General features: G+C 62.3%; 18 protein-coding genes. 8 read left to right on the forward strand and 10 right to left on the reverse strand.

All coding sequences use genetic code 11. The annotated features are described in order from the left end of the window. Positions 1–11: 11 nt before the first annotated feature. The 3 genes from AT395_RS09705 to ubiG all read right to left on the reverse strand — a co-directional run bounded on the left by AT395_RS09705 (position 12) and on the right by ubiG (position 5,538). Positions 12–3,995: a DUF748 domain-containing protein gene (locus AT395_RS09705; RefSeq protein WP_048629143.1), complete on the reverse strand. Its 3,984-nt coding sequence runs from the start codon at positions 3,993–3,995 to the stop codon at positions 12–14. A 117-nt stretch (positions 3,996–4,112) separates the two neighbouring features. Next, positions 4,113–4,838 carry an HAD-IA family hydrolase gene (locus tag AT395_RS09710; protein WP_082117832.1) on the reverse strand — a complete coding sequence of 242 codons (726 nt, stop codon included), beginning with the start codon at positions 4,836–4,838 and terminating at the stop codon, positions 4,113–4,115. A gap of 1 nt (position 4,839) precedes the next feature. Next, positions 4,840–5,538 (reverse strand): bifunctional 2-polyprenyl-6-hydroxyphenol methylase/3-demethylubiquinol 3-O-methyltransferase UbiG, encoded by a 699-nt coding sequence (ubiG, locus tag AT395_RS09715; protein ID WP_042115330.1) that lies wholly within the window; start codon positions 5,536–5,538, stop codon positions 4,840–4,842. A 436-nt stretch (positions 5,539–5,974) separates the two neighbouring features. Between ubiG and AT395_RS09720 the strand changes: the two genes are divergently transcribed. Both AT395_RS09720 and AT395_RS09725 read left to right on the forward strand, forming a co-directional pair. Beyond that, positions 5,975–7,243 carry an efflux RND transporter periplasmic adaptor subunit gene (locus tag AT395_RS09720; RefSeq protein WP_072632808.1) on the forward strand — a complete coding sequence of 423 codons (1,269 nt, stop codon included), beginning with the start codon at positions 5,975–5,977 and terminating at the stop codon, positions 7,241–7,243. Positions 7,244–7,273: 30 nt separating this feature from the next. Further along, complete coding sequence (locus AT395_RS09725; RefSeq protein ID WP_058375184.1) at positions 7,274–10,417, forward strand: efflux RND transporter permease subunit; 3,144 nt, start codon at positions 7,274–7,276, stop codon at positions 10,415–10,417. A gap of 68 nt (positions 10,418–10,485) precedes the next feature. On the opposite strand, the gene ald is transcribed toward AT395_RS09725, so the two are convergent. Together ald and AT395_RS09735 are read right to left on the reverse strand one after the other, a co-directional pair. Further along, a complete protein-coding gene (gene ald, locus AT395_RS09730) occupies positions 10,486–11,619 on the reverse strand; it encodes an alanine dehydrogenase (RefSeq protein WP_048629145.1) in 1,134 nt (377 codons plus the stop codon). A 134-nt stretch (positions 11,620–11,753) separates the two neighbouring features. Further along, entirely contained in the window at positions 11,754–13,040 is a 1,287-nt protein-coding gene (locus AT395_RS09735) for a D-amino acid dehydrogenase (RefSeq protein WP_042115335.1), read from the reverse strand. A gap of 104 nt (positions 13,041–13,144) precedes the next feature. Between AT395_RS09735 and AT395_RS09740 the strand changes: the two genes are divergently transcribed. Then, positions 13,145–13,633: an Lrp/AsnC ligand binding domain-containing protein gene (locus AT395_RS09740; RefSeq protein ID WP_010805128.1), complete on the forward strand. Its 489-nt coding sequence runs from the start codon at positions 13,145–13,147 to the stop codon at positions 13,631–13,633. Between the two features lie 121 nt (positions 13,634–13,754). Here AT395_RS09740 and AT395_RS09745 read toward each other — a convergent pair whose 3' ends face one another. The 5 genes from AT395_RS09745 to AT395_RS09765 all read right to left on the reverse strand — a co-directional run bounded on the left by AT395_RS09745 (position 13,755) and on the right by AT395_RS09765 (position 18,730). Beyond that, complete coding sequence (locus AT395_RS09745; RefSeq protein WP_048629146.1) at positions 13,755–14,930, reverse strand: PA0069 family radical SAM protein; 1,176 nt, start codon at positions 14,928–14,930, stop codon at positions 13,755–13,757. A 192-nt stretch (positions 14,931–15,122) separates the two neighbouring features. Beyond that, positions 15,123–16,055 carry a Rossmann-like and DUF2520 domain-containing protein gene (locus AT395_RS09750; RefSeq protein WP_048629147.1) on the reverse strand — a complete coding sequence of 311 codons (933 nt, stop codon included), beginning with the start codon at positions 16,053–16,055 and terminating at the stop codon, positions 15,123–15,125. Between the two features lie 9 nt (positions 16,056–16,064). Then, positions 16,065–16,514, reverse strand: coding sequence for a TM2 domain-containing protein (locus AT395_RS09755; protein WP_048629148.1), 450 nt, complete (start codon positions 16,512–16,514; stop codon positions 16,065–16,067). A 9-nt stretch (positions 16,515–16,523) separates the two neighbouring features. Then, a complete protein-coding gene (locus AT395_RS09760; RefSeq protein ID WP_042115342.1) occupies positions 16,524–17,336 on the reverse strand; it encodes an META and DUF4377 domain-containing protein in 813 nt (270 codons plus the stop codon). Between the two features lie 188 nt (positions 17,337–17,524). Further along, positions 17,525–18,730, reverse strand: a complete 1,206-nt coding sequence (locus AT395_RS09765) for a PQQ-dependent sugar dehydrogenase (RefSeq protein WP_082117835.1) — start codon at positions 18,728–18,730, stop codon at positions 17,525–17,527. Positions 18,731–18,940: 210 nt separating this feature from the next. Here AT395_RS09765 and rpsP point away from each other — a divergent pair, with 210 nt between their 5' ends. From rpsP to AT395_RS09790, 5 genes are all read left to right on the forward strand, one after another. Further along, positions 18,941–19,192: a 30S ribosomal protein S16 gene (gene rpsP, locus AT395_RS09770; protein ID WP_017234865.1), complete on the forward strand. Its 252-nt coding sequence runs from the start codon at positions 18,941–18,943 to the stop codon at positions 19,190–19,192. Positions 19,193–19,321: 129 nt separating this feature from the next. After that, complete coding sequence (rimM, locus tag AT395_RS09775) at positions 19,322–19,972, forward strand: ribosome maturation factor RimM (RefSeq protein ID WP_042115344.1); 651 nt, start codon at positions 19,322–19,324, stop codon at positions 19,970–19,972. A gap of 60 nt (positions 19,973–20,032) precedes the next feature. Further along, positions 20,033–20,803, forward strand: a complete 771-nt coding sequence (trmD, locus tag AT395_RS09780) for a tRNA (guanosine(37)-N1)-methyltransferase TrmD (protein ID WP_042115346.1) — start codon at positions 20,033–20,035, stop codon at positions 20,801–20,803. 103 nt (positions 20,804–20,906) lie between these two features. Further along, positions 20,907–21,296: a 50S ribosomal protein L19 gene (gene rplS / locus AT395_RS09785; protein ID WP_010807534.1), complete on the forward strand. Its 390-nt coding sequence runs from the start codon at positions 20,907–20,909 to the stop codon at positions 21,294–21,296. 233 nt (positions 21,297–21,529) lie between these two features. After that, entirely contained in the window at positions 21,530–22,216 is a 687-nt protein-coding gene (locus AT395_RS09790; protein ID WP_048629149.1) for a CoA pyrophosphatase, read from the forward strand. Positions 22,217–22,224: the final 8 nt, after the last annotated feature.

Consider the following 22,224-nt stretch of genomic DNA (forward strand, 5'->3'; position numbering starts at 1 on the left):
ACACAAATGGCTCATTTCAGTGCGAAGTCCACCCGGGTGGTCGCCCCCTTGTCCTTGATGCCGTCGGCGTTGAGCTTCGGCGCTACGACGAATAACCGATCCGACGCGATCTTCCCGTCCAGCCACGACCGCACCCGCTGAGCACGCCGCTCCGCCAACGCCCGCAGATCGTCGTCGTTCACCTTGACGTTCGTCTCCAGCAGTTTTTCCATCTCGTCGTCCGGCAGCGATTTGGCAAGCCCGATCATGTTGCGCGGTTTGGCAAAGTCGGCCGCCTTGTAAGCCGCCGTCAAGTACTTGCTGCGCTCCTCCGGGCTCACCGTCACGCTGTCAGTGTCGATGCTCTCGCCCTTGCCGACCATCGACTTGACCTTCTGCGCCTTGATCGCACGCTCCACCGCCACGCTGCGAAGACCGTCGGTGTCCTTCGCCGGATCGACACGGCCTTCGATATCCAGCTTCAGGGCCGTGCGATCGGTCAGCGCCTTTACCAACGTTTCAAGCCGCTTCTCACTCTCGGGGGTGAGACGTGCGCTGCCCGGCGCGAACTCCACATAGCCCAGTTCCTGATCGCCGCCGCCAAATGCCGACGCGAGCAAACTGAACGGCGCCGTCACTGCCTTGACGATCAGGTTCACAAACGCCCGGAAAATCACGCCACCGAGACTGAACTGCGGATCGTCGAGTGAACCGGAAATCGGAATGTCGACGTCGATCTCGCCACGCGAATTCTTCAGCAGCGAGACCGCCAGCCGCACCGGCAGATTCGTGGCCGTCGGACTCTCCACCCGGTCGCCGAACGTCAACTGGTCGATAAAAATGTGATTGTTCGCCGTGAGCTTCGCCTGATCGAGCAGGTAGTGCACATCGACCGTGAGCTTGCCCTTTTCAATAGGGTAGCCCGCGTACTTCGTAGAGTACGGCGTGAGGTTGGTCAGTTCGATACCATCGGCCTTCGCCCCAAGATCCACGAACGCCATCGGCGCGAGCGGATTGATCTTGCCGGTGATGTCGATCGGCGCATTGCGGTTGACCTTGCCTTGCAGTGTGACCTCCGCAGGCTCGGTCGTCGCCGTCCCGAATGCGCCGATGCGTCCGCCAATATCCGTCAGGTTGGCCGTGTAGTTCGGCTTGACGAAGTTGTCGGTGAAGTTGATGTTCCCGCCCTGCAGCGTGATACGTCCGATGTGAACGTTCGCAGGCAGCGCCTTGCCGGCACCATACCCCGGGCCGCGCTGCGCCGTTGTCTCGCCCGGCTTCTGCTCCTTCTTCTCGACTTCCGTCGGTTGTCCGGCTTCGACGGCAGACGCGGCCGCATCGAGCGGTGGCTTGTCAGCTGCTCCGCCGAGCGGTACGCCTTCGTTGGCACGCGTCAGCGAACGGGGTGCCGTCTCCTTGTTGCCGACCACATCGGCCAGATTCAGGCGCCCGTTGGCGTTGATGATCAAACGCGCGTAGAAGCGCGACAGCGCAATGCTGCCCAACTGCACATTGGGCTTGCCGCTGCCCACCGCCAGATTGATCTGCTGCACCGCCAGCGCGTTCCAGCGCATGAAGTCGTCCGTCGTCACCTTGTCGAGCAAGCGGACGTTGCCAAGGGTTGCATCGCCCCGATACGTTGCCTGCGGAGTGTCTCCCTTCATGGCAAACGTGGCGCGTCCGTTGCTGGAAAGCAGGGCGCTTGCGATGCTCGCGTTCAGTTGATCGCTCATATAAGAGTCGAACGCGGCCAGATCGAGCAACTGAGTTTTGATCTGGAGGTCGCCTGCGAGCGGTTGCGGCGTGATATTGCCGGACGCGTTGAGCGAACCTTTCTTGTTGAGCGTGCCATTGATTTCGAGCTGCAAAGGCTTGCTCATGTCTTGCGATGCACCTTGCACCTTCACATTCAGCGGCGCAAATTTCGCATTGATCGGACGACCCTTAACGTCCCGGTCTTCGAATCCGATGCTCGCGTTCTCGACCGAGACCTTGCCGACCTTCCATTGCCAATCGCCAGGGCTCGCCTTCGATCCCGAGGCCTTGGCTGAGGTTCGGCGACCGCGTTCGGTGCCGACTCGCGCGTTGATTCCCTGGCCGTTGCTCGCGGCGGCCTTTGGCTGGCCATCCCCCGTCAGGGCGAGCAGGTTGATCTTGCCGTCCTTGTCCCGGCGTGCCGAGACATCGAGGCCGGTGACCGTGACCTCATCGACGACCGCTTGTCGCGCGCCCAGGTCGAAGCGGGAGAGTTTCGCTTCCGCCTTGGCGAGCTTGAGCGGTGCATCGCCCTTGTGGCCGGTGAGCCACTCGATCTTTTCGAGCGTGGCCGTGGCGGGCGAGATCTGCACGTTCGGTTGCTTGTCGGGGGCAAAGGCCGCATTGAACTTGGCCTGTGCGCCCACGGTGCCACTCTTCAGATCGCCGGCAAGCGCGCCTTGCGCCAGGGGCAGCAACGGTGCGAGGGCGATCGACTGCGCGTCGAGTTCGCCGCTCGCGTTGTACGCATTCAGGCTGAACTGTCCACGCGCCTTGACCGAGCCTCCGCTTTGAATGCCGAGCGATGCGTCATACGTGGCCGGTTCCTTGCCGAGTGTCGAGAACTGCTTTACGTCGATCTGAACGTTTTCGAGCGCTACATTCGCCGGTTTTGCCCCGCGCTCGTCGGTGAAACGTACTTTGCTGTTCACGAGTGAGACATCACCGATCAGCAAATCGAGCGGCGTAGGCTGCGCCGCGGCTTGCGCCTTCGTTTGCGCCGCTTCGGCGGCAGAAGCGGGGGACGCAGGCTGGGCTGTCTGCTGCGCGGGGACTTGCGGCGCATTTTTTGCCGCCTCGCTGGCCTGAGGCGACGCGGCCGCCTGATCGACGGCTTTGCCCACGGCCTTGATCACCGTGCGTTGCGGCAGCAGTGCCTTCTCGACGTTCAGCGAGCCGTCCTTTTTGAGCGTGACTTGCTGGTCGAGGCCATCGATGCGTACGCTGTCGATGTGATAGACGTTGTTGAGCGGCTCCACCTTGCCCAGTTTCACATCAACCTGCTTGACGGCGACGATCGGCGCGCCGTTCGGCTCGACGACCCTGGCGTCGGAGAGCCCCGCCGTGCCCGTGAGCAGAACGTGATTGCCGTCTTTGTCGCGTGTGAAGCGCAGCTTGAGATCGGTGCTGATCGCGGCGCTCTTGATTTGTGCGGGTACCGTCACCGGCGAATAGCCGAGGTACTTCGGCACGTCGAGACGATCGAGTTTGATGTCGACCGTCGATTCCATCGAATTGGCGAATGGCTTGGTTTTCCCCGAAATGTGCAACGGCGAGCCGTCGATGGACGCCTGAAGCAGCGGCTGCACAAAGATGTCGGTGTCGGCCGGCAGGTTTGCGATGAACGGCACACCGACCTGCAGATTGTCGACGACGTGCTTTTCGTTCTGCACCTCATCGTCGAAGCGAATCGTGCCGTTCTTGATCTGAACGTTGTTCAGCGCAAAGCGCGCAGGCTTGGAAGGCTCGGGCGAGGGCGGTCCGGAGGTTGCGCGATCGATGATGTCCGAGAAGTTGAAACGCTGCGGCGCGGTGCGCACGATGTTGACAACCGGCGTGTCGATGTAGAGTTCGTCGACGATCGGCGCGAAGCGGAACAGCGATCCCCACGAGGCGTTCACACGCAACAGGCCGACGTCCACGAACGGCTGCCCCGGCGCCTTGTCACCGATGTGCACCTGATGCAGGTCGAGCCGCAGTGTGTAGGGGTTGAAGCTCACGTCGCCCACGCTCACCGGCCTTTCGAGATAGGCGGAGAGCTTGTCGACGGCGTAGTGCTTGAGGACTGCGGGTACGGTGAAATAGCTGACGACACCAAATACGGCGATAACGCCTGCGGCCCACAGACCGGTCTTGCGCGCACGACGGCGCACGTCAGGATCGCGTCCGAGCGCTTGTGCGCGAGCGATACCTTGTTGCAGGCGGGTGCCGCCCGAGGATGATTCCGAAGAGGGTTTGCGATCGTTCGCTTGCTCGGCCATGCGGTCTCCCGTAAGTCGCCAGTGAAGCACGCGCCGCGCCACTGTAGCGCGGCGGGACAGACCCGGGACCGGCCACGGCTGCGGCGGCCCTGTCCCGGCAGGTAATGACGCGGATGTTCAGACCGGCGACATCACCAGCGGGGCGATCGCACCCGCGCATTCGACCACTGCGTCGGCCTGCCATTGCGCAGGGGCCAACGAGTCACCGCAATAACCGTAAGCGGCTGCGACGGTCGCCATGCCCGCCGCCTTGCCCGCCTGAATATCGCGCAGGTCGTCGCCGACATACACAATCTGCGCGGGTGAGATTCGGATGCACTCGGCCGCGTACAGCAGCGGGGCCGGATGCGGCTTGCTATGGGGGGTGGTATCGCCGGAGACCACGCACGCGGCACCGTCGTTCAGCCCGAGCAGCTTGACGAGCGGATTCGTCAGGCGGGCGGCCTTGTTGGTGACAATGCCCCAAGGCATGCCTCGCTCGGCCAAGGCCGCCAGCAACGCGGGAATGCCGTCGAACAGACGGCTCTGTACGCACAGGGCGGCTTCGTAATTGGCGAGAAACGCATCGCGCAACGAAGGAAACGCGGCGTCGTCAGGGCCAACGCCGAAGGCACTGCCGATCAATCCGCGAGCGCCGTGCGACGCTTGCAAGCGCAATGTCTCGTAGGGGCCCGGCGGCAGGCCGCGGTCGGTACGCACCTTGTTGACTGCTGCAACGAGATCCGGTGCCGTATCGGCCAGCGTACCGTCCAGATCGAACAGGACAGCACGCACATCGCCGTCCAGCAGGCGCTGCACAGTATCGGGAGAGAAGGCAGGCACTCGGGCGGGGGGCTCGAACATATCAGGCATCACGCGTGCACGCGATCATGTAGTTGACGTCGGTATCGCGATTGATCGCGTAACGTTTGCTCAGCGGGTTGTACGTCATGCCACGCAGGTCGCGCACCGTGAGGCCACTCGCGCGGGCAAACGACGCGAGTTCCGAGGGGCGGATGAACTTGGCGTAATCGTGCGTGCCGCGCGGCAGCATGCGCAAGACATACTCTGCACCGACTACCGCCAGCAGCCAGGCCTTCGGCTTGCGGTTCAGCGTTGAGAAGAAGACATGTCCGCCCGGTTTGACGAGCGTTGCGCAGGCCGCCACGATCGATGCGGGCGACGGCACATGCTCGAGCATTTCCATGCACGTCACCACGTCGTACGTTCCGGCTTCGCGGGCAGCGAGGGCTTCAGCCGAGATTTCTTCGTAATCGATGGACAGACCGGCTTCAAGGCTATGCAGGTCGGCCACGCCGAGCGCCTTCTTCGACAGGTCGATCCCTTTGACTCGCGCGCCTTGGCGGGCCATCGATTCGGAGAGAATGCCGCCGCCGCAGCCGATATCCAGCACGCGCTTACCTTGCAGCGGCACATGCTGCTCGATCCAGTCGAGGCGCAGCGGGTTGATCTCGTGCAGCGGCTTGAATTCGCTGTGCGGGTCCCACCAACGGTGGGCCAGTTCACTGAATTTATTGAGTTCTTGCGGATCGGCGTTCATCACTTGCTCATGGACATTGACGGCTCGGGGCAGGCGGGGCTTGGCGTGGCAGCGCGTGCCTGTGTACCGGCGGGTGCCGTCGAGATGGGGCAAGTATAACGAAGGGAGTGTGCCCATGTCCAAAGCGCGAGGCGTGGCGCGGGCCCGGGGCCAATTCGTTGCCAATGTCGCGCGGGTAAAACAGGCGTTTGGAATGCATGAGAATCGGCACTCGCGCCACGCATGGCACGAGCATGGCAGCGCGCTGTCCGTCACCTGACAACCCCTTGTATAGGCAGGGAAAATGCGGACTGCGAGCGCTGCGCAGATACGACACACTCGTGGACACATCCCGCCATCTGGCCGGGACGACACTGTGTTTGTCGCAGCGTCAGACGGCGCCGGCCGCCGCAGCGACAGGCTCCCGGCCATTCCGGTTCGGACTCCCCAGGGAGGCGTCATGACGCAACCCACGGCGCAAGACAACCCCGACCCCGCGCCTGGCGCATTGCGGCGCCGGCGCTGGTTCGCCCTCGCCGCGTTGGTCATTGTTGCCCTGTTCATCTGGCGCTGGTTCGCACACCGCACGGCGCCCCCCGCTGCCCCCCCGCCGCCTGTCGCCGTCGTGTCGAGCGTTGTGACGTCCAGGGACCTGCCGCGTTACATCGTCGGCATCGGCACGGTGCAAGCGACGACGTCCGTCACCGTGCGAGCGCGCGTGGACGGCCAGATCGAACGGGTTGCCTTCTCTGAAGGGCGTGACGTGAAGGCGGGCGATCTGCTCGTGCAAATCGATGCGCGGCCATACCGGGCACAGCTTGAACAGGCGCGTGCCACGAAGGCGCGCGACGTTGCGCAACTCGTCAATGCACGCCTCGATTTGAAGCGTTATCAAACCCTCGCCGCGCAAGGCGCCTCGCCTCAGCAGCAGGCGGATACCCAGGCAGCGCTCGTCAAACAGCTTGAAGCGGCCGTGCTGACCGATCAGGCGCAAATCGACTACGCTGCGGTGCAACTCGATTACACGACGATCCGGTCTCCTATCGACGGGCGGACCGGCGTGCGACTGGTCGATGTCGGCAATATCGTGCACGCAGCCGACGCGAGCGGCATCGTCGTTGTCAATCAGATTGATCCGATCACAGTCCTGTTCACATTGCCGGAAGACACCGTCGGCGCTGTGAATGCCGCCATGCAAACGGCGGGCAATGCCGGGCTGGCGGTCGATGCTTACGCGCGGAACGGCGGTGAGCGATTAGCCTCTGGCAAGCTCACGCTGATCAACAACCAGATCGATAACGCGAGCGGTACGGTGCAGCTCAAAGCGACCTTCGCCAACGCCAGCCATCGCCTGTGGCCGGGCCAGTATGTCAACGCGAGGCTCACGCTCGGGGTAATACCGCAGGCGATCGCGCTCGATGCGTCGGTGGTGCAGAATGGCCCCGGCGGAACGTTCGTCTACGTGGTGGATGCTCAGGGAAAAGCGGCAGTGCAACCCGTGAAGGTGAGTGTCACGCAGGGGACGCAGGCCATTATCGAGAGTGGCCTGACAGCGGGCACGCGTGTCGTGATCGATGGGCAACTTAAGCTTCGGCCGGGAACGCCGGTCACGGAGGTACGTAGCGCGCAGGGGAGCGGATCGGGGGCCGGGCAGGCAACGGCTCGTGGCGGGGGAACGATACGGCAACCCGCTTTGCCGTCCGGAGCCTCGGGTCCCGCAGGCCGCTAGCGCGCTCGTCGACCCGTCGCACACTCGCCCATGTCCATCTCCGCCACGTTCATCAAACGGCCCATCGGCACGTCGTTACTCGCGGCCGCGTTGTTTCTGGTCGGTGTGGCGGCCTGGCCGCTGCTGCCGGTCGCCCCCTTGCCGCAGGTCGACTTTCCGACGATTCAGGTCTCGGTCACGCTGCCCGGTGCAGACCCCTCGACCATGGCGTCGAATGTCGCCACGCCGCTCGAACGTCAGTTTTCACTGATCGCAGGCCTCTCGCAGATGACGTCGACAAGTGCGCTCGGCACGACGTCGATCACCTTGCAGTTCGACCTGAACCGCAACATCGATGCTGCCGCTGTCGACGTACAGGCCGCGATCAACGCGGCGGGCGGACAATTGCCGAATAACCTGCCGAGTCCGCCGACATACCGCAAGATCAATCCTGCCGACTCGCCAATTCTCATCATGTCCGTCAAGTCGGACACCTTACCGCTCACAGTCGTCAACGACTACGCCGACAACGTGCTCGCACAGCAGATCTCACAGATCGATGGCGTTGGGCTGGTGAATATCGGGGGGGTCCAGAAACCGGCCATTCGCATTCAACTGGATCCGGACAAGGTGGCGGCGCTCGGACTCGATCTGGAGACGGTGCGAGGCGCACTGGCCAGCGCGACAGTCAATACGCCGAAGGGGAGTTTCGACGGGCCGCGCCAGAGCGTGACGGTCTACGACAACGGCCAACTGCTCGATCCGGTGCTCTGGAACGACGTGATCGTCGCCTATCGTGGCGGCGCGCCGGTGCGCATGCGCGATCTGGGGCAGGCGGTGGCGGGGCCGGAAAACGCACGCTTTGCCGGATGGGCGTACCGCGGGGCCGCCATGCCCGATGGCGAGACGCTCAAGAGCGGTCGCTCGGTATTTCTCGCGGTGACCAAGCAGCCGGGCGCCAACGTGATTGCCACGGTCGAACGTATCAAGGCGGCGCTGCCGCGCTTGCAGGCGTCGATACCGCCAGCGGTCGAGGTGAATATCCTGACCGACAGAACGCAGACGATCCGGGCATCGGTCGAGGACGTTGAGTTCACGCTGGTGCTGACCGGCGTGCTGGTGGTGCTGGTGATCTTTCTGTTCCTGCGCAATCTGCCGGCAACGTTGATTCCGGCGGTGACGGTGCCGCTCGCCATGATGGGAACGGCGGCCGTGATGTACGTGATCGGATTCAGCCTGGATAACCTGTCGCTCATGGCGCTCACGATCTCCGTCGGCTTCGTTGTCGACGATGCCATCGTGATGCTGGAGAACATCTATCGCCACGTTGAGGACGGCATGTCCCCGATGGAGGCGGCGTATCGCGGGGCGGCTGAAATCAGCTTCACGATCGTGTCGATCTCGGTGTCGCTCGTGGCCGTCTTCATCCCCCTGCTGTTGATGAGCGGGATTGTCGGACGGCTCTTCCGGGAGTTTGCCATCACGGTGACGTTGACTATCGCCATTTCGGTGATCGTGTCACTGACGCTTACGCCGATGCTGTGCTCGCGATTTCTGCGGCACGCGGCACCCGAGCGGCATGGCCGCCTGTATCGTTGGTTCGAGGCGGGCTTCGACCATATGCAGAGTGGCTATCGGCGTGGCTTGCAGGTCGTTCTGGCGCATCAGTTCGTGACACTGCTGGTATTTCTGGCCACACTTGCGCTCACGGCGGTGCTTTATGTCGTGATTCCGAAAGGGTTCTTTCCTCAGCAAGACACCGGCTTCGTCTTCGGTTTCGCGGAATCCGCCCAAGATACGTCGTTCACGTTGATGAGTGAGCGTGTGGTTCGCGTGGCGGATGTGGTGCGTCAAGACCCCGACGTGCTCAGCTTCGTTGCGAACACCGGCAACAACACCGCTAATACCGCCAACTTCTTCATCAATCTCAAACCCAAGGCGGCCGGGCGCACGCTCTCTGCGGATCAAGTCATTGCTCGGCTGCGGCCCAAACTCGCGCAGCTCGAAGGGATCAACCTGTTCTTGCAGGCGGGCCAGGACATTAATGTTGGCGGTCGCCTTGCTCGTACGCAATACCAGTACACGCTGACCGATGCAGACATCAATGAACTCAATCACTGGGCACCTTTGCTGCTGGAGCGGTTGCGTCGGCTGCCGCAGCTCACGGATCTCGCGACTGACCAGCAGAGCAATGCGGCGACTGCGACGCTGATCATCGACCGTGACCGGGCTTCGAGCTTCGGCATCTCGCCGGCACTGATCGAGGCCACGTTGTACGACGCCATCGGGCAGCGGCAGATCGCACAGTACTTCACGCAGATCAACAGTTATCACGTGGTCATGGAAGTCACGCCCGCCTTGCAGGCCGATCCGGCGTTACTCGACAAGCTCTACCTGATGTCGCCGACGACCGGTAATCGAGTACCGCTCTCTACGTTCGTCCGCATTGATCGTAGCAAGACGAACTATCTGCTCATCAGTCACCAGAGCCAGTTTCCGGCGGTGACGCTGTCGTTCAATCTAGCGCCGGGCGTGTCGCTTGGCGAGGCGGTCGATGCGATTCGCCGCACGCAGGCGCAGATGAATCTCCCCCTTTCGCTTAACGGCAATTTCCAGGGAACGGCGCAGGCGTTCCGCGACTCGCTGTCGACGCAGCCGTATCTGATTCTGGCCGCGCTGGTGGCTGTCTATATCGTGCTTGGACTGCTCTACGAGAGCTACATCCATCCGCTCACGATCCTCTCGACGCTGCCGTCGGCCGGTGTCGGTGCGCTGCTGATCCTGATGCTCGGCGGCCATGACTTGAGCGTGATCGCCCTGATCGGCATCATTCTGCTGATCGGCATTGTGAAGAAGAACGGGATCATGATGGTCGACTTTGCGCTTACGGCGGAGCGCGACCAAGGGCTTTCGCCGCAGGAGTCGATCTATCAGGCGTGCTTGCTGCGTTTCCGTCCGATCATGATGACGACGATGTGCGCACTGCTTGCAGGGTTGCCGCTGATGCTCGGCTCCGGTGCCGGGTCGGAGTTGCGGCGTCCGCTGGGGTACGCCATGGTCGGTGGGTTGGTGTTGTCGCAGGCGCTCACGCTGTTTACAACCCCGGTCATTTATCTCTATCTCGACCGGGCGAGTCTCTGGTTCCGCGAGCGCAAGGCGCGCCGTGCCCGGCAGGGTACGCAAGCACCAGAGTGATGTGAGCGCGAGGCCGGCGCTGCGCCGGGTGAGAAATGCTCCGGCCCAGCGCCAGGGGGCGCGCGAGATTACGCCGCGGCGGGCAAGTTCGCCAACACCGCATGCGGGTCGTGATAAGCCATGCCCAGCGCGTCGGCGACGCCTCGGTTGGTGACCATGCCCCGCGCCACATTGAGCCCCGCCAGCAAGTGCGGGTCGGCACGCATCGCAGCGACCGGACCGAGATCGGCCAGTTGCAGAATGAAGGGCAACGTCACGTTGTTGAGGGCGAACGTCGAGGTACGCGGCACCCCGCCCGGCATATTGGCCACGCAGTAGTGCACAACGCCGTCCACGACATACACCGGATCGGCATGCGTCGTGGCGTGCGACGTTTCGCAGCAACCGCCTTGATCGATCGCGACATCGACAATCACTGAGCCCTTGCGCATCAGCCCCAGCATTTCGCGGGTGACCAGTTTCGGCGCCGCCGCGCCAGGAATTAACACGCCGCCGATTACGAGGTCGGCCTCGCGCAAATGCGTTTCGATGGCGTGCCGGGTGGAATAGACCGTCTGAACGCGTCCACCGAACTGCGCGCTGATGCGGCGCAGCGCGTCGACCGATTTGTCGATGACCGTGACCTGCGCCCCAATACCGACGGCCACCGTTGCCGCGTTGGTCCCGACAACGCCACCGCCCAGAATCACAACCTTGCCGGCCTCCACGCCCGGTACGCCGGAGAGCAGAAGTCCCAGCCCGCCATGCGTCTTCTCGAGCGCCGTTGCCCCTGCCTGGATCGACATACGGCCGGCGACCTCGGACATCGGCGCAAGGAGCGGTAGGCCGCCATTTGCGGACGTCACGGTTTCATACGCAATGCATGTCGCGCCGCTCTTGATCAGGTCGCGGGTCTGGTCGGGATCGGGGGCGAGATGGAGATACGTGAAGAGTGTGTGATGCGGGCGCAGCCGGGCACGCTCCACCGCCTGGGGCTCCTTGACTTTGACGATCAGCTCGGTGCGGTCGAACACGTCGACGGCATTGGCGGCAATGCGCGCGCCAGCGGCAGCGTAGACCGTATCGTCCATGCCGATGCCTGCACCGGCCTGTGTCTCGATCCACACCTCGTGCCCGCGTGCCACCACTTCGCGTACGGCTGCGGGCGTCATGCCTACGCGATATTCGTGGTTCTTGATCTCCTTCGGTACACCGATTTTCATGATGCGTCTCCTTTGTAGTGATGTGACAGCAAGAAACGGGTACTTCTCAAGCAAACCATGCGGCGGCCCCCAGGCAGTTCAGGCGGCCCGGGCCGCCCAAACAAAAAACGGCACCCGAAGGTGCCGTTTTGGGGTCAGGCAAAGGCCGGTTGAGCCTGAGCCTCGGACGCGCCACTGTAGCGCGCCACCGACAGATCGTCGGCAAGGATCGCCGGCCGGCGTCCTGACATCAGATCGGCCAGCAACTGGCCGGACCCGCAGGACATCGTCCAGCCCAGTGTGCCGTGCCCCGTATTCAGGAACAGATTGCGCAAGGCAGTGGCGCCGACGATCGGTGTGCCGTCCGGGGTCATCGGCCGCAGACCGGTCCAGAATGACGCCTCGGCCGTGTTGCCAGCGCCCGGATACAGGTCGTTCACCACCATTTCCAGCGTGGCGCGGCGTGCCGGATTGAGCGACTTGTCGTAGCCCACGACTTCGGCCATGCCCCCGACGCGGATGCGGTCGTCGAAACGGGTGACGGCAATCTTGTACGTCTCGTCGAGCACCGTGGACACCGGGGCGCGGGAGGCGTCGACGATAGGCACGGTGATGGAGTAGCCCTTGAGCGGGTAGACGGGAATGTCGACAATGCCGCGCAGGAACGGTGTGGAATACGAGCCGAGCGCGACGACATAGGCGTCGGCACGCTGCATCATGCCCGCGCAGACCACGCCTTCGATTTTGTCGCCGGCGACTTGCAGGCCGTCGATCGGCATGTCGTAACGGAATTTCACGCCGAGGGCCTCGGCCATTGCTGCCAGACGTGTGGTGAACAACTGGCAGTCGCCTGTCTCATCGTTCGGCAAACGCAAGCCACCGGTGAGCTTGTGCGATACCGCCGCCAGTGCGGGCTCCGCGCTGGCGAGCGCAGTGCTGTCGAGCAGTTCGAACGGCACCCCCGCCTCTTCGAGCACCGCGATATCGCGCGCGGCGTTCGCCAGTTGCTCGTCTGTGCGGAACAGTTGCAGCGTGCCAGCTTGACGGCCTTCGTAGGGAATGCCGGTCTCGGCACGCAGGGATCGGAAGCAATCGCGGCTGTATTCCGCGATTCGCACCATGCGCTCCTTGTTGACGGTGTAACGCTCCGGCGTGCAGTTGCGCAGCATCTGATAGAGCCACTTGAGCTGCGTGAGCGTGCCGTCCGGACGGATGGCGAGGGGGGCGTGCTTCTGGAACAACCACTTGATGGCCTTCGTCGGAATGCCCGGTGCTGCCCACGGCGAGGCGTAGCCCGGTGAAATCTGGCCGGCGTTTCCGAAGCTGGTTTCGAGTGCCGGACCTGCCTGGCGGTCGAGCACCGTGACGTCGTGCCCGGCCTTCGCCAGGTAGTAGGCGCTGGTGACACCTATGACGCCGCTGCCGAGAACGATGACCTTCATTGCGTTGACTCCTGTAAAACCATAGTTATCCAGTAATAATTCGCATGCTATTCTCGGATTGCTAGGTTTAGTTAATGTTTATTTTTGTAATTCAGGAATAAATCATGAGAGTTCAGCAGCAATCGGTCCGGACGCTGGATCGGCTGGATCGGCGCATTCTGACGTTGCTTCAGCAAGACGGCCGAATGTCGATGAAAGACCTCTCGGAACAGGTCGGGCTGTCGATCACGCCCTGTATCGAGCGCGTGAAGCGCATGGAGCGCGACGGCGTGATCATGGGCTACTTCGCGCGGGTAAATCCGGCAGCGCTTGGGGCGTCGTTGCTCGTGTTTGTCGAGATCACGCTGGATCACAAGTCGGGCAACATGTTCGACCAGTTCCGGCGCGAAGTCCTGCGGATTCCGGAGGTGATGGAGTGCCATCTGATTTCCGGCGATTTCGACTACCTCATCAAGGCGCGCATTCGTGAGATGTCCGAGTACCGGAAGCTGCTCGGCGACATCCTTTTGCAGTTGCCCGGCGCCGTGCAATCGAAGAGTTATGTCGTGATGGAAGAGATCAAGGAGACACTTACCATCCATGTCGAGGAGTGAACGGCGGGGGAGGTACGGCAGGCTGGGGTTATGCGACGCGGCGATCCGTGCTTCGTCCCCTTCCGGCGAAAGAACGCCCAGCGTGCGTTGCCTATCCATTCAAGCGCGGCGGCGACCCCGCCTAGAAAAGGCGCATTTGTGGGTCGGCTTTACCGGAAGCGTTGTCTTGCGTTTGGGCGTTGAACCCCGGCCGCTGACGCGCGGCGCGCTGTCCGTCTTCAAGGGGGGACGTAATGGGGGCAGGCACGTTGAACTGATCGTTGCGCAACGGCGGTCTGGCCTGATTAAGCCCCAACTTGCGTGCCGCCAGGTGAAACCGCTGGCGTATCAGCTCGGCGTGCAAACCGGTGCCCCGCATCCGTGTGCCGAATTCGGCGCTATTGTGTTTGCCGTCGCGCACCTGCTCGATCAGGCTCATGACATGGCGTGCCCGCATTGGGTAATGGGCTTCCAGCCAGTCGACAAATACATCGTGGACTTCGCGGGGAAGCCGCAGCATCACGTAGGCCGCATAGGTTGCACCGGCTTGCGCGGCTGTCGTCAACACCCGTTCGATGTCGAAATCGGTCAGTGCCGGCACGATCGGCGCCACGATCACCCCGGTCGGTATGCCTGCCTCAGTCAGCTTGCGTATGGCTTCGATGCGGCGCGAAGGGGTATTGGCGCGGGGCTCCATCTTGCGGGCAATATCCGCATCGAGCGTTCCCACTGAAATGAAAACGCGGGCAAGGCCACGCGCTGCCATGCGCGACAGGATGTCGATATCCCGCGTGACCAATGCGGATTTCGTGGTGATGCCCACGGGGTGACCGAACCGCTCAAGCACTTCGAGCACGCTCCTGGTAATGCCGAATTCGCGCTCGATGGGCTGATATGGGTCGGTATTTGCGCCGAGTGCGAGTAGAGCCGGTTGATAGCCCCGCTTGCGCAGTTCTGCGTCGAGTCGCTCGGCCGCGTTGTGCTTCGCGTACAGACGTGTTTCGAAATCGAGTCCCGGTGACAGCCCCAGATAGGCATGCGTGGGCCGGGCAAAACAATAGGTGCAGCCGTGTTCGCAACCTCGGTAGGGGTTGATCGAACGATCAAACGGAATGTCGGCAGATTGATTGCGCGAGATGATCGTCCGCGCGTTCTCCAGCGCGACTTGGGTTGCGAACTTAACCTCACATTCCTGGGCGGCGTCCGATTCATGTCGTGTTTCGTCGCTTTCGCGGCGGAATTCGGAATAGCGCGATTCGAGATTGGCGGTGGCGCCCCGGCCCTTGCGCGACGGGGGCGGCGCGAATGACGAAGCCATGGCTCGTCTCCTTGATGGCAGTCCGGGGGCACGAATGCGGGGCATTCGCGAGGCATGCTTGTCATTATACTGTGTTTTTATACAGTGTTCGAGACGAGAGGCAGAATGATGGCTATACGACTTGAGCCTCCGGCGAGCTGGCCTTGGCGGCTGGTCTCGACCGGTTGGGCCTGCTGGGGCAGGTGGGTGTCTCTAGGCGTCGCTTTCTGTGGGGAACGGCGGCAAATAGGGCGCGATGGTGTGTGCGATGGCGTCGAGCGCGGCGCTGTCCGCGTTCGGCCGTTGGCGGGCAAGGTGAATGGCGCGAAGCGTCAGGAGCGAGTAGAGCGTGGCGTGATTGCCCCCCATGGAGGCGAGGACTTCCGTGTGACGTGCCACGATGCGGGCGTCGCCGCGAGACACCGGGCCGGCCAGTGCGCCGGACAGCCCTCGGTTACGAGCGGCGTTGAGGGTGCCCATGACGAGCGGCCACATGGCTTCATGGGCGTCGTCTTCGGGCATGCCGATCGCTTTCCACAACAAGGTGGCTTCGTCGAGCAGGCACAGCAGAAAACTGGCGGCATAGTTGGCGCCAGCGTGATACCGCATTCGCTCGCCGGCCGGTATCGACAGCGCACGGCAGCCAATCGCGTTGGCGAGGTCATGCAACGTAGCGTTCAGCGGTGCGTCAGCCTCGATGGTGATCGCGCTTCCCGACATGCGCGATGCGTCGTCATCAAGCCCAGCGAAGAGAAACAGCGGGTGGAAGCCGCCGATCTGCGCACCTTGCCGCGTGGCTGGCGCAAGCAACGCGACCTCAGAAGCCCCGCTGCAATGCACCAGAGCCTGACCGGCACGAGGGGCGAGATACGTGGCACATGTGGCGATGGCATCGTCGGGAACGGTCAGGAAAACCAGATCGGCATGCGAGAAGACGGCATTCATGTCTTCCGAACGATGAATCGGCAGTGCCTCGCATTCCGGCAGCGCAGACGCAATGCGCTTTGCGGCGTCGATCTGTCGGCTGGCGACCGCCGACACCGCGTAGCCTGCACTGCTGGCAGCGGTGGCAAGCGCGCGAGCGACACGCCCGGCACCGATGAAACCCAGTGTGGGCTGTTGGCGGTGGGTGATGGGGGTTGTCACGGTAAGGGATTACTGCGAAAGCCGGTTCGGCGTGTCGTGCATTTCGAAATAGGTCTGAAACGCGACGGCGAGGCCGACCATCATCAGCATCGCGCCAACGAACAGCGACACGCTGACGATGATGACGGCGATCCAGCCGGAGTGCGACTTTTGCTCTGCACGACTGTTGAACTGGGCATCCCAGCGTTCGTCGGGGCGAAGTCCGTAGACGATGGCCGCGAGGAACGCCGAGAACAACGAAATGGCACCGAGAATCGTGAGGATCCACCCTGCCGGCGAACGCAGTTCGCTCGTGACCAGCAGCCCCCAGCCCGCCACGCCGCACGCCGAGCCCACGATATGGGCCCAGCCGAAGCGGTCGCGCAAACCGTACAGATAGAAGCGATGCAGGCCGAGCGTACCGAACAGCATCGCCAGGCCGGCGGTCAGGGTCTTGGATTTATAGGCGACTGCGTTCATTTGAAGGGGTTATCGGGCAGGCGTTTCGCGAATGACTTCGACGAGCGTCCATCGCATGCTCGAAGCGTCGGCGGGCGGGTTGGCGACAGGTTCGCCGTGAATTTTCACGCGGTATTCTACGCCGGGCTTCCACTCGAATCCATCGATGTGGGCATACCAGAGTTCCCACTGCGCTTTCCCGGAATCGTCGGCATTACGCACACGCAAACACTTGCGCGGCGCGACCCCTACACAATCCGCCATTTGCGAATCGACGTCGAGAATGCGGTCTTCCGTCTTGCTGGCGGCGCCGGTGCCTGCGACAGGACGATTGAGCAACGTTTGCGAAGCGTAGGTCAGCGTTTCGCCGTTCGAGGCGCTCAGCGTCAGTTGCGTGTCGCGCCGTTCAAAGCGCGTGACAAGGGGGAGCGTTTTCAGATAGCGATCTTCGAACGCCATGGAGTCGGGGCATGCCATTCGGGTCGTGGCCGGGGCCTTCAATGTGACCTGTCCATTCGCCGGCCCAACGGTGTATTGACCGAAGATACGGTTGCAGCCGCCCGTACCCGAAAAGGCGCCCTTGTCGTTGAATGTCAGGTTAATTAAGCGGCCTTCCGGCAGGTTCGGAACATCGTTAGTGCCTTCCCATTTCACCAGTTGCCACGTACCGAGAATATCGGCCGGGGTGGTTGCTGCGGCGCTGGCGCCGGGCGTCTCCGAAGGTGGCGTGGCGCCGCCACCCGACGGTGCGGCGCAGCCGGCGAGCATGGCAGCCGGCACCAGCAGGGTAGCGATATAAGACGCGAAAGAGGACGGCAGGAACGAGAGTAGGCGTTGGGTCATGATCTTGTGTCGACGGAGTGGCGAAGGTGGCAGGGACGGCGAAAATGTCGCGACGGACAGGGGGCGAGTTGTCCGTGGGGCGCCGTGAGTACCGTGAAAGATTGACCGGGCAGGGAGTGCGGCAGTTCCTTGCGTAGTCTCTGATGCCAGATTTCCAAATCGGCGCCAAGGCGGGTCATCAGAATGCCTCACGGTTTCCGGTACGTAATGCGATAAATGGCGCCTGCGTAGTCGTCGCTAATCAATAATGAGCCGTCGGGCAAGGTGAGAAGATCGACTGGGCGGCCCCAGACCGATTCGTCGTCACCTAACCAGCCTTGCGCGAAGACTTCTTGCCGGGCGACATTGCCCTTGGCATCGAGTACGACGCGTACGACCCGGTAGCCGACCTTCCGGCTTCGGTTCCAGGAGCCATGTTCCGCGATAAAGATGCTGCCGCGATAGTCCTCCGGGAATTGCTTGCCGGTATAGAACTTCATACCGAGGGCGGCGACGTGGGCACCGAGTTTCGCCACTGGAGGGGTGAAAGCTGAACAGCGCTTCTCTTGACCAAACTCCGGGTCGGCAACGTCGCCGGCATGGCAGTAGGGGAATCCGAAGTTCTCGCCGGGGCGGCTGAGGCGGTTGAGTTTGTCGTCAGGAACGTCGTCACCCAGCAAGTCGCGGCCGTTGTCGGTGAACCACAGGGTATGGGTTCCCGGCTGCCAGTCGAAACCCACGGTGTTGCGCACACCGCGCGCGACGACGCGCCAGTCTGTACCGTCCGGCTTCATGCTGCCGATTATCGCGTAGCGGTTCTCGTCGCGCTTGCAGACATTGCAGGGCGCGCCAACCCCTATATATAAACGTTGATCGGGGCCGAATGCGATATATCGCCACCCGTGATGGCTTTCGCTTGGCAGCTTATCGTAGACGATGGCCGGTTTGCCCGGGTTGTCGAGACGGTTTTCGATGTCGTCAAGTTTGACGATGCGTGAAACGGCGGAGATATATAGGGCGCCGTTGCGCATGGCCACGCCGACGGGCATGTTCAGGCCGGAGGCCACGGTTCGGACTTTTGCGGCGTAGGCGCGAGATGGGTCGAGTGTGATGGCATAAACGTCACCCTGTGCCCGGCTGCCGACGAACAATGTGCCCTTGGGACCAAGTACCATGCCTCGGGCGCCCGGAACCTGATCCGAGAGGACTTCGACGTGGAAACCGGGAGGAAGCGTGAGACGTTCGATGGGAAGGGCGTCGCGTGCGTTTGCAAATCGTGGTGCGAGCGTTATCGCTGTGGCGATAAGCAGGCCCGCCTGACCCACAAATCGCACGAGGCGGCCAACTCGCGCGCTGATCCGTGTTGGCCTGTGTGGTCGAAATGGGTGTTGCCATCCATCGGGAAATCGTCGCATGCCAGACTCGCTCCGCTCACAGGATGCGTGCATTGTAGACTAGTGCCCATCGGGCGCGATGCTCCCCGATATCCCCGTATCGCCCGCCCAATCGGGGCGCGGTTGGGCGGGGTGCGGCCGGTGTCGGGGGAAGTGTTTGTTTTGACGAGGGTTTTGCGCTATAATCACGCGTTTTCTGTCCGAACACTTCTGGATTCACAAGGATTTATTATGGTCGTTATCCGCCTGGCTCGCGGCGGCGCGAAGAAGCGCCCGTTTTACAACATCGTTGCAACCGACTCGCGTAATCGTCGCGATGGCCGCTTCATCGAGCGTATTGGCTTCTACAACCCGGTCGCTGCCGAAGGCACGGAAGGTCTGCGCATTGCTCAAGACCGTCTGACCTACTGGCAAGGCGTTGGCGCGCAACTGTCGCCGACCGTGGCTCGTCTGATCAAGCAAGGCGCCAAGGCTGCTGCCTAAGCTCTTCAGCTAGTCGAGCTGTACGCATTGCTGTCGGTCTGCCGACGGCATAAGAATTGAACGGCGGTGCCTGTTCCCGAGTGATCTGGGGCAGGCATCGCCGTGTGTTCGTCACAACGTTGGATTGGCATGGTTCGTTCCGCTCGACCCGCACGTGAGCGGGTACCGTTGAAAATCGGTGCCGAGGCGCGGCGTGCCGCTGGCATACGCGCAGAGCAGGTGCTCGCCCCGGTGACCGAAGTGCCCGACGATCTCGTCGAGCTGGGTTACATTGGCGACGCCTACGGGATTCGCGGCTGGATCAAGGTGCAGCCGCATACGGGCAAGGGCGATGGGCTCTTGGCCGCAGAATGCTGGTACTTCCGTCGTCCCGGTGAGTCGGTCTATACCAAGGCCAATGTGCTGCACAGCCGCGGGCATTCCGGTACGGTCGTTGCGCAATTGCGTGGCAGCGACAGCCGGACTGCCGCCGAGGCGCTGAAGGGGCTTCAGGTCTGGGTTCCGCGCAGTGCGTTTCCGACGGCTGGCGAAGACGAGTTCTACTGGGTCGACCTGATCGGTGCCCAGGTAACGAATTTGCAGGACGAATCGTTGGGCAAGGTCGTTGGTTTGCTCGATAACGGCGTGCACACTGTATTGCGTGTTGTCTATGACGTACCTGCCGTCGACGGTATGCCAGCGAAGACCGCTGAGCGGTTGATCCCGTTCGTGGGCCAATATGTGCAGACCGTCGATGTCGATGCGGGGCGTATCGTGGCCGACTGGGGTCTCGATTACTGAGATACCGATTGATCGCCCGGCCGTTATTGCGTCCGGGCACCTCTGGACGGAAACGGTCTGATGCAGTTTGACGTCGTCACGCTCTTTCCCGAGATGTTTCGGGCACTGACCGACTGGGGCGTCACCAGCCGGGCGCTCAAGCAGTCGCGCTACGGTCTGCGGTTTTGGAATCCGCGTGATTTCACGCACAACAACTACCGTACGATCGACGATCGGCCTTATGGCGGCGGTCCGGGCATGGTTATGCTCGCCAAGCCGCTCGACGATGCGATCAATGCAGCGAAAGCGGCGCAGGCCGAGGCTGGTGTGCCGCGCGCTCGCGTGCTGTTGATGTCACCGCAGGGTAAGCCGCTCACGCATCGCCGGGTCGTCGAGTTGCGCGAACAGGAGCAGGGGTTGATTCTGCTCTGCGGCCGCTACGAAGCCATCGATCAACGTTTGATTGATCGTGTGGTAGACGAAGAGGTCAGCGTTGGCGATTTCGTTTTGTCGGGTGGCGAGTTGCCTGCCATGGCGTTGATGGATTCGCTGATCCGGCTACTGCCGGGGGCGCTGAACGACGAACAATCGGCTCAGCAGGACAGTTTCGTGAATGGACTGCTCGATTGCCCGCATTACACGCGGCCTGAAGAGTACGAAGGTGTGCGCGTGCCCGATGTGCTGTTGGGCGGGCACCACGCAGAGATTGAAAAATGGCGACGCCGCGAGGCGTTGACCAATACCTGGCGCAAGCGTCCCGATCTGATCGAGAGTGCGCGCGCCAACGGATTGCTCAGTCGTGCTGATGAGGCGTGGCTGGCAAGCCTGCGGGCCGATACGTCGGTCAAGTAGGTCGCGGGTGTCGTCATGGGGACGGCATTCGGTTTGAACCCATCCTCTGTCGGGGCCGGCATGCCGGTATATAACGCCGATACGATGGCACAAGGAGTGGTAAATGAATCTGATCGCTAAGATCGAGCAGGAAGAAATCGCGCGTCTGACCGCGAACAAGACGATCCCCGACTTCGCCCCGGGCGACACCGTGATCGTCAACGTGAACGTTGTGGAAGGTACGCGCAAGCGTGTGCAGGCTTACGAAGGTGTTGTGATCGCCAAGCGTAACCGCGGCCTGAACTCGGCGTTCATCGTTCGCAAGATTTCGTCAGGTGAAGGCGTTGAGCGTACGTTCCAGACGTACTCGCCGCTGATCGCCAGCATCGAAGTCAAGCGTCGTGGTGATGTTCGCCGCGCCAAGCTGTACTACCTGCGCGAGCGTTCGGGCAAGTCGGCACGTATCAAGGAAAAGCTCACGTTCAAGAGCAAGACCACTGCTGCTGCCGAGTAAGTCGGACGCCGCTACGCCTGGCGACCTCGTGGCCGGGCGCAGCCAAAACCGCATGGAAAAAGCACCCTTCGGGGTGCTTTTTTCATTGTGTCAGGCCGCATCTATCGCAATGCGGCGGCGCGTCATCGCCAATGAATGCGACGAATTGCCGAGGGATTGGCATTTTCTTCGCGAGTACGCATTTCCGGCTTACTCGCTAAAATAGCGAAGTTATTTCTCATTTAAAGGTCTACGTGGCGCCACCTCTCATCCTGCATCCTGAAGCGTTACCCATCGTCTCGACGGGCGAAGGGGAGCCCACGGTGCCGGCAGAGCGGCTGACCCCCGACGCGTTACGAGATCGCCTCGCCAGCCCACCGATATGGACACCGGAGTCAGGCGCCATCGAGCTTGTCTCCCCGTCACTCTTCACGCCACGGGCTGCCGCCGTGCTCGTGCCACTGGTGATGCGTCCGCATGGCACCACGGTATTGCTCACCCGGCGCACGCAGCATCTCAGCACGCATGCGGGACAAGTCAGTTTCCCTGGCGGTAGTCGGGAGCCCGATGACCCGACGCCGATTGCGACTGCCTTGCGCGAGTCGCGAGAGGAAATCGGGCTTGATTCCAGGGTGGTGGAAGTCATTGGCCGCTTGCCTGACTATGTCACGGGCACAGGTTTTCGTGTCGCGCCGGTCGTGGGGTTGGTCAAGCCGCCGTTCGATCTCGTGGCCGATGCCGGTGAGGTGGACGAGATTTTCGAAGTCCCGCTCGATTTTCTGATGAACCCCGCGCATCATCAGATTCGCGTCTTCAACTATCAGGTGGGCGAGCGCCGGTTTTACGCGATGCCTTATCCGAAGCCGGCGGGCGGAGAGTACTTCATCTGGGGAGCGACAGCTGGCATGCTGCGTAATTTCTATCAACTGCTGCGGGCTTGATGCGAAAG

Origin of the sequence: Pandoraea apista (assembly GCF_001465595.2) — a bacterium.
Lineage (GTDB): Bacteria > Pseudomonadota > Gammaproteobacteria > Burkholderiales > Burkholderiaceae > Pandoraea > Pandoraea apista.